Here is a 7,268-nt window from a genome sequence, read left to right as displayed (position 1 = left end):
ATAACGGTACTACCGGAACACAACAGTATCCAAATAGCGGTACTACCGGAACACAGCAAAATACAGGTGGTAACAATACAACAGGTGGACAAAACACTGGTGGAGGTGTTAGAGCGCTATGGTAATTTACTAGCCGTACACGGACTAGTGAGTTTGTTAAGCTTGCTGCCTCTAGTTAAATGTCAAATACTGGCTGGCTGTTATCAATAATAAATGCAGTAGAAAAGATGAAATTCGGCTGTCAATTGATTCTATTTCTACTGCAATAAATTTTGAATATTTTATTGTGCTTTTTTACCAAATTACTCTTGATATTTAGTGGTTAAATTCTTCTATTTATTCGATGATTAATTGAGTACTAAAGTATTGAATGCAAAAATTTTAATTTTTAAAATGTTTAAGCAATTAAATAAATTAGTTATTTTTATTTGTGTATCTGGATTAAATTTTAATCCTGCAATATCGTTAGCTTCTGATCTGAGAGTGACTTCTCGTGCTTCAACCAAGAATTTAGTCTCTCAAACGACTAATATTAATAATTTAATTATTCAACCTCTTCACCTACAAATCAGTCTTCGCAAGCGTCAAGTAACCCTTTATCGAGGAAAAACCCGCATTAAAAGTTATCCCATAGCAGTAGGTCGTCAAGGTTGGGACAGTCCAATTGGTAATTTCCGAGTCCGTACAATGTTGGAAAACCCTACTTGGATAAATCCTTTTACAGGTAAGGCTATCCCAGGAGGAGACCCTGAAAACCCACTTGGCAAATACTGGATTGGATTTTGGACAAACGGTAAAAATTGGGTTGGCTTTCACGGAACGCCTAATCCTGATTCAGTTGGTAAGGCTGCCTCACACGGTTGTATTCGGATGTACAATAAGGATGTGAGAGAATTATTCGATCAGGTAAGTCTGGGAACACCAGTTATTGTAGTGCGATAGCTGATATATAGCAATCCTAAATGAGTCGTGAAAAATATAGATAAGGAAACGAACCGCTAAGAACGCCAAGGACGCAAAGATAAGAAATAAAAAAGAGATATATAATTTTAACAAATGATTTAGGACTGGTATAGCAATCCTATTTGATTAGTGAAAAATATAAATTAGACGAGGAAACAAATCGCCATCTCTACGAGATGGACGGAAAGAAAAGAAACAGATATATAATCACAAATGATTGAGAACTGCTATACAAGTGTGTGTAAGTCATAATCATTGGACATGATATAAAACACGTATAAATCTTAGATTAACGCAAACCTAAAATTTCGGAAATCGCCGCTACAATATCCAAATAGAAGTTGCCTTTCACTGCCCGAAATAATTCAAATTTAGAGTCAGGCGCACCAAAAAATGGTCTAAGAAACCATCCTAACTGCATACCAACAAAAGCATAAAGCAATAACCAGGATCTTAAAATAGTGGTGCGGGTTTTTTTACCAACTTCATCTTGTTGAGAAAGTAATTGCATTCCTTCATAAAGGAACTTAACGCCACAGATGCCTGTAATGCCAAAAATTAGCACATTCAAATTCAACAATTTAAAAAATTGATAAGAATCGGGTGTAGTGATCAAAAAGATATAGCGTAACTGGTGCCAAGCTGAATGAAAGCACACTAATCACTGATACAGATGTAAGCAACACAACGAAATGCTGTTGAATACTGCTTCGGGAACCAAACAAGACATTAAAAAAGAACAAAGTTGGGAAACAAATAATCAGTGTTAATAAATAAAATGCTGGGAGTTTGATAGCACCAGATAATGCCTGTGCCCAACTGTTGGATGCACCAATAATTGCGCCATAAATGGCAAAGAAAATGGAACTAGATACAAACAGAGAACTGATTTTATTTTGTAATCAGACTCCCTGATGAATTTTTTCTAAAAACGCCTAGCGATGTCTGACGACAAGCCGCTACGCGTCTACGCGCAATAAATTAAGCAAAACACCAAATTGTTTAATTCGGAACTTTTCCTTGTTCCGCATATTTTTATATGTTTTATATTTTGTGTAATTACTAATGACTGATTAACGGATTCCCAAGAGATAGCTAATAGCTTGAATCACACTTAAATAAAAATTACCTTCTCTTTCGCGGAATAGTTGAAAAGCAGAATCTGGTGTGCCAAAAAATGGTCTGAGAGTCCATCCTAACTGACTGCCGACGAAAGCGTAAAGAAATAGCCAAAATTGTAAAATTTTCTGGCGTGTCTTACTACCTTCATTATCTTGTTCTAAAACTAAACTTGTGGCTTGATATAAAGACGAAATACCAATAAATCCAGTTAATGCAAATATGAATACATTTAACAGAATTAAAAATTGGTAGTTCTTGGTGGTAATTAAGAAAAACAGTGTGATTGGTGCAAAGCTGAATAAAAGTACACTCGTAACTGAAACAGCAGTCAAGACTAATGCTAAATGCTGTCCCAAAGTCCGTTTTGAACCAAAAATAACGTTAGCAAAGTACAACGTTGGAATACAAATTAGGAGTGTGATTAAATAAAGGGCTGGAAGTTTAATGGCAGAAGACAAAGCTTGCATCCAACTATGGTAGGCACCAATGATTCCGCCATAAGCAGCGAGAAATAAGGAACTGCAAACTAGTAGAGAAATAATTTTATTTGGTAATCTCGTACCTTGGCGAACTTCCTCTAAAAATCCTTGGCGATCGCGCAGGAATCCAATCAGCACCGCAAAGTATTTGATTCCTAAAGATTTGCGTTCAATCATGTTATCCTCACACAGCTAAAATTCTAAGTTTCATCTGAGTAATCACCGCCAGAACCATATTTCCAGGTATCAATCAAACGATGCCAATAATATTGTTGTTCTTTTGGTTGATTTTTAATCCATGTTTCTAGCATTGGACTTAGCCAAAATAAGGCAGTGTACACACCTAAATTACTGTAATGTAACATCCAATCTAACAAACTTGCCAAACCTACTTGCGGAATTATCTTGGCAACTAATACCGGATGATCTAAACCAGTTTTTAACAGTGTTCTTGTTAGTGCCGAAAACTGCACTATATCCTGTAAAAATGGTTTTAGCACTGGTGTACCCAACTGTTGCATTTCTTCAAATACCGCCGAGAGTAGTTGGTTAATTTGATCTGGGGCAATTTTCTGATTTACACCAACACTCATCGCCCTTTGAAACAACCAGGTAACAGTCAAACTTGGCTGATAGGGTTGCAGTAGTGCTAAGTCCTTTGCAGATAATTGTTCTGTTTCCAGCGCTTCGTAAATGCCATAAGTTAAACGCTTCAGGTGACGTACCATTGCCCCAAAACCACCAAAACTCAAAGGAGATTGACTACCACTACTATCTCCGGCTGGTAGAATGCGACTCCAAGGGGTTTTGATGGGACTTTGGCGATAGGTGGGAAAGAAACCAAATAGCGATCGCTGAAATTTTAGTTTGTTCAACTCTACTCCCTGATATTCTGGTAATAGACGCAGATATTCCTCAAATAGAGCTTCTAAACTTAAACGTTGGGGATGTGCATCCATGTAAGTAAACAAGTAAGTTGTTCTGCCATCTCTGGCTGGGAAAGCTTCCCAGAAGTACTGACATTGATTTTGCAAAGGTGTAAATGATAATAACAAGTCGCCTGAGTTATTTTCCGCAAAACCTTGGGCGCAACTTCCTACAACTAAGCACAGTGCATCTGGTTTTTTGCCTTGGCGTGCTTGTTGAGTGATGGGTGAAAGATGTCCCATTGCGTCGATTAATAACCGAGTTTTGAATTGGTTATTTACCATCACCCCATCTGGATGAACCACTGCTTCGGTAAAGGGCGTATTTTCTAACAACTTTCCACCTGCGGCGAGAAATCGGGTTTTTAAAGTAGCTAGTAGATAAACTGGATCTACGCCAATATTCAAAACATCCTCTACCCAAACTTCTGTACCGCCAGCAAAACTAACTCGTGCTGGGTTATATTGAGTTGCGATCGCACTCTCTAATTCTTCCTCTGTTAGCAAGTTTAATTCCACAAATACATCTAATTCTTTGCGAGAAATATTCCACTCTTGTTCCCTCCCCCGCAAAATACCCCGTTCCATCAACGCCACCCGCAGTCCCTTCACCGCCAAGGCGCAACCAATTAAAATGCCTAAAGTGCCACCGCAGATAAGCAAATCGTTGTCTACAACGCCTAAAGGCTGTTGGCTTTCTTTAACTAACGTTGGTACTGGTGCGGAGTTTTCGCGTACAGATGTGAGAATGCGATCGCTTTGGCGTAACCCTGCTAAAACATCGCCTGGTAATTGGGAAAGAATTTCTTCAGTTAAAGACATTTTGGAAAAACTCAACTCTACATTCCAAAATTACCTGAGAATGAAGAAAGTAGATATGATCGTGACACTCCCACCCGTCCCTTGAGGAACTGGAGACATAAGTATGTCCACTACAAAACCTGTAGAACGTCTGTATACTTTTAAGGAATATCTCACCTACGATGATGGCACTGACATGCGCTATGAACTTGAGGATGGGGTACTGCTAGAAATGCCTCCAGCCTCAGATTTGCATGAAGCTATCATTACTTTCTTGTTGATCCGCTTCTATCTGGAAATCCAACGACTAGGGTTAGACTGGCAAGTTCGCCCTAGTGGTACTGGCGTTCGTACCTCTGTCAAAAAATCCCGTCTTCCTGACTTAATTGTGATGACTGAAGAACAGCGACAATCTATTCAGGGTAAATCGGCTGTGCTTGAGTTACCTCCACTGTTGACAGTAGAAGTGGTTAGCGCTGAGTCTGTGAAGCGAGATTATCAAAGGAAACCACTTGAGTATGCAGCCTTTTCTATCCCTGAATACTGGATTGTTGATCCTCTTGAGGCAAAGGTGACAGTCTGTTTGTTGGATAAAGGACGTTATAACCAAACAGTATTTACAGGAAACCAGCAAATTTTTTCTCCGACTTTTCCTGAGTTAAAACTGACAGCGCAGCAGGTATTAACGGCTTAGGGATTTTTTATAAGACCTCTCCCTGGTTTTACTACGTAAAACCGTCCCTCTCCGAGTCGGAGAGGGAAAGAATTAAGCTTTAGATCAAGGCCGGGAGAGGTTTGTTGAACTCACGTTAAATTATGCTAAACCGAATAATTTTGCGATCGCAGGCAATAATTTATTACCCGCTTCAACTAGAGAAGCAACAGCAGGTAAGCCTGTAAATATCCCTTTCAACATAGTGATTGCTGTTTTTGCAGTCTTCTGCTTGGTAGATTCTTGGGGATTTTTCCCTGCTTCTGCTAAAGCTTTCACCTGTTCTAGTGCTTCGGCTTTCTCTTCTTCTGGTAAATATGTGGATTGGATGATTGCATCTTGCAACTGCGATAATAATTCTTTGATTCCTGGTTTCTCGGCATCGGTTGCATCAGGTAACTGATTGAGGGCAATACTTACATTACCGCTAATGGTTCCTAGATTAGCAATAGAATTATTGCCAGCGATACCGCTAACATTACTGCTGCCTTCAATATTGATGCCGCTAATATCTGACATATTTGTATCTCCTTGTGTATAAAATTTCGGCTGCTTGAGAGCAGTATCTACCATATTTTCTAAACTAATAATGCGCTTATCTTTTTCTATCAGTAATAATTGCTGACTCTGCGATAAAGCTTTAAGTTGATTATAATCATCAAAATATTCTGCACTCAGTTGAGATTTATCACTACCTGCGGCGGTTTTGGCTCTGAGCAAGATTTTATCATTGCCGCGTTTCTCCATTGCCACGATTTCTAACTCGGCTTCGGGATGGTTTTCGGCAAGGTTTTTGAAAGCTATGGCAATGGCGCGGGGGTCAACGCCTTGATTATGGTAAAGGTCGAGGGTGTCAAAAATTGGCTTGATAAAGTTGGCAAAGTCGCCGTCTGCAAATACCTCTTGTTTATTATCAGGTTTGCGGAGCGGGTTGGGGTCTTCTTTTGTGGGTAAGCGCATAAAGACATATTCACACCTCACCCCATGCAATTTAGTTGTATTTGTAATGCCCCAATCTTCGATGTACGCGCCTGTGAGAGTTGCACCTGTTAAATCTGTGCCGTCTAGTTGCGTTTGCTTCAGCTTTGCTCTTGACAAATCGGCATCTTGCAAGTTTGCTTCACTGAGGTCAGCGCCTATAAAGCTGGCATCTGCTAAATTTGCTTTTTGTAAGTTGATACCTCGCAGGTTTTCACGGTAAAAATTCTTATCCTGTCCCTGTCCTGTAACCAGCAGTTGACGTACTTGTGAGTTTTGAAGATAAGTTGAGCCAGGACGAACACGGTCAAGCATTTTGGCTTGATGCCAACGGCTACAGATAAGAATAGTGTTTCGCAAATCTGTACTTTTGAGTGTGGCTTGGGTGAAATCAGCATTGGTTAAATTAGCGCCACGAAAACTTGTACCTCCTGTTGCAGCAAAAGCGGTCGCGATATTACGAACCAAAGAGTGTTTTTGATCTCCTTTTATGGCTCGCCAGCTGATGTAGATACTAAGGAACGCTCCGGCTACGGCTCCAGCTACGGCTCCGGCTCCGGCTAAGGCTACGGCTAAGGCTCCCGCTCCTAAACCAGTTGCTATTCCTTGGCGAGTTGTGACGAAGAAAAAGGCAATTAATACGATTAGGGCAGCCCAGCCGCTAATCTGCTCCTTTAAGCTGGAAGTATCAAATATTAGTGACACCAAAGAACCGTTGATAGCCCATAAAAATCCTGACAGTCCCGACAATAAGAATGAGATAATAACTAAACCAATTGCCCAACGTCGTTGCAGTCCAGCTTTGGCATAACTGAAGTTTGCCCCTGTCAGGTTAGCGTTGGTGAAGTTTGCCCCTCGGATGTCGGCATAGCTAAAGTTTGCACCCGCAAGGTCTTGTCCTTTGAAGTTGCGTCCTCGAAGATTTTGACCGGAGTTGTCTAAAGCCATGTTCCACTTTACGGAGGTGAGCAAATTTTACTACACGCTCACCCCTGTAAATTCAGGAATGGTTAGATATATTTGTTAGTTGAGGATAAAAGGTGCAACTTCGAGGATAAAAGGTGCAATTTTGAGGATAAAAGGCGCAATTTCGAGGTTAAAAGGTGCAACGTTGAGCCTCAAAAGGTCATCGTCGAGCCTCAGAAGGTCATCGTCGAGCCTTAGAAGGTCAACGTTGAGGTTCAAAGGCTGATTTTTGCACTTTTATATTAAAAATGACTTAACTCAGAACTTGCATCAGTCCCCAATACTGTTGAGTTAAGCTTTTTTCTCTCCCCCTGCTTCCCC

General features: G+C 40.3%; 6 protein-coding genes and 1 pseudogene. 2 read left to right on the top strand and 5 right to left on the bottom strand.

Annotated features, from left to right (window positions below):
- Nucleotides 1-393: 393 nt before the first annotated feature.
- On the top strand, nucleotides 394-942 hold the full coding sequence (locus ACFE90_RS27670; RefSeq protein ID WP_375505610.1) for a L,D-transpeptidase: 549 nt from the start codon (nucleotides 394-396) through the stop codon (nucleotides 940-942).
- A gap of 310 nt (nucleotides 943-1,252) precedes the next feature.
- On the opposite strand, the pseudogene ACFE90_RS27665 reads toward ACFE90_RS27670, so the two are convergent.
- From ACFE90_RS27665 to ACFE90_RS27655, 3 genes and pseudogenes are all read right to left on the bottom strand, one after another.
- Nucleotides 1,253-1,898: pseudogene (locus ACFE90_RS27665) on the bottom strand (actin-binding WH2 domain-containing protein); the annotation flags it as partial.
- Nucleotides 1,899-2,036: 138 nt separating this feature from the next.
- Nucleotides 2,037-2,741, bottom strand: a complete 705-nt coding sequence (locus ACFE90_RS27660; protein ID WP_375505609.1) for an actin-binding WH2 domain-containing protein — start codon at nucleotides 2,739-2,741, stop codon at nucleotides 2,037-2,039.
- A 23-nt stretch (nucleotides 2,742-2,764) separates the two neighbouring features.
- The gene (locus ACFE90_RS27655) at nucleotides 2,765-4,312 is read right to left on the bottom strand and encodes an FAD-binding oxidoreductase (protein ID WP_375505608.1); all 1,548 of its coding nucleotides are present in this window, start codon (nucleotides 4,310-4,312) and stop codon (nucleotides 2,765-2,767) included.
- A 103-nt stretch (nucleotides 4,313-4,415) separates the two neighbouring features.
- On the opposite strand from ACFE90_RS27655, the gene ACFE90_RS27650 reads away from it, so the two are divergent.
- On the top strand, nucleotides 4,416-4,985 hold the full coding sequence (locus tag ACFE90_RS27650; RefSeq protein WP_375505607.1) for a Uma2 family endonuclease: 570 nt from the start codon (nucleotides 4,416-4,418) through the stop codon (nucleotides 4,983-4,985).
- A 120-nt stretch (nucleotides 4,986-5,105) separates the two neighbouring features.
- On the opposite strand, the gene ACFE90_RS27645 is transcribed toward ACFE90_RS27650, so the two are convergent.
- Together ACFE90_RS27645 and ACFE90_RS27640 are read right to left on the bottom strand one after the other, a co-directional pair.
- Complete coding sequence (locus ACFE90_RS27645) at nucleotides 5,106-6,929, bottom strand: pentapeptide repeat-containing protein (RefSeq protein ID WP_375505606.1); 1,824 nt, start codon at nucleotides 6,927-6,929, stop codon at nucleotides 5,106-5,108.
- A 75-nt stretch (nucleotides 6,930-7,004) separates the two neighbouring features.
- Nucleotides 7,005-7,166: a hypothetical protein gene (locus ACFE90_RS27640; protein WP_375505605.1), complete on the bottom strand. Its 162-nt coding sequence runs from the start codon at nucleotides 7,164-7,166 to the stop codon at nucleotides 7,005-7,007.
- Nucleotides 7,167-7,268: the final 102 nt, after the last annotated feature.

Origin of the sequence: uncultured Nostoc sp., assembly GCF_964245445.1 — a bacterium.
GTDB lineage: Bacteria > Cyanobacteriota > Cyanobacteriia > Cyanobacteriales > Nostocaceae > Nostoc.
This window is presented reverse-complemented; position numbering and strand designations above follow the sequence as displayed.

What these genes read in the sequence shown, in the direction of transcription:
- ACFE90_RS27670 (WP_375505610.1), top strand. Translation starts at nt 394, where the DNA reads ATGTTTAAGCAATTAAATAAATTAGTTATTTTTATTTGTGTATCTGGA.
- ACFE90_RS27655 (WP_375505608.1), bottom strand. Translation starts at nt 4,312, where the DNA reads ATGTCTTTAACTGAAGAAATTCTTTCCCAATTACCAGGCGATGTTTTA.
- ACFE90_RS27650 (WP_375505607.1), top strand. Translation starts at nt 4,416, where the DNA reads ATGTCCACTACAAAACCTGTAGAACGTCTGTATACTTTTAAGGAATAT.
- ACFE90_RS27660 (WP_375505609.1), bottom strand. Translation starts at nt 2,741, where the DNA reads ATGATTGAACGCAAATCTTTAGGAATCAAATACTTTGCGGTGCTGATT.
- ACFE90_RS27645 (WP_375505606.1), bottom strand. Translation starts at nt 6,929, where the DNA reads ATGGCTTTAGACAACTCCGGTCAAAATCTTCGAGGACGCAACTTCAAA.